Genomic DNA, 270 nt, shown 5'->3' with positions numbered 1-270 from the left:
GTGGTGATGGTCTCATTTTTTCCGTCGATCACTTTTCGCTCGGTAATCGAGATGAGCTGGGCATCAACGTGATACACCCCCCATTGTTCCATATTCAGTTCAACCTGCGAGAAGCGCATGCCTTCGACCAGCCCCTCCGGTGCTGTCCCTTCTAATAGCGCGCCCATGCCGCCAAGAGACAAATCGAATAAGCGAAAATGCAGGAGACTGTTGTCCGGCATCTTCGCCTTGCAGTGATAGGGCGGGTGTAACGGCGCGCCGATGCGGAAG

Annotated in this window: 1 pseudogene; it reads right to left on the bottom strand. The window is 54.8% G+C overall.

The features are described from left to right. A pseudogene (locus FDX22_RS16000) lies at positions 1-270 on the bottom strand (flagellar brake protein); the annotation flags it as partial.

The organism is Citrobacter sp. TBCS-14, from assembly GCF_005280805.1.
In the GTDB taxonomy this organism is placed as follows: Bacteria; Pseudomonadota; Gammaproteobacteria; order Enterobacterales; family Enterobacteriaceae; genus Citrobacter; species Citrobacter gillenii.
Note: the sequence above shows the minus strand (reverse complement) of the source record. Positions and strands in the feature narration are given on the sequence as shown.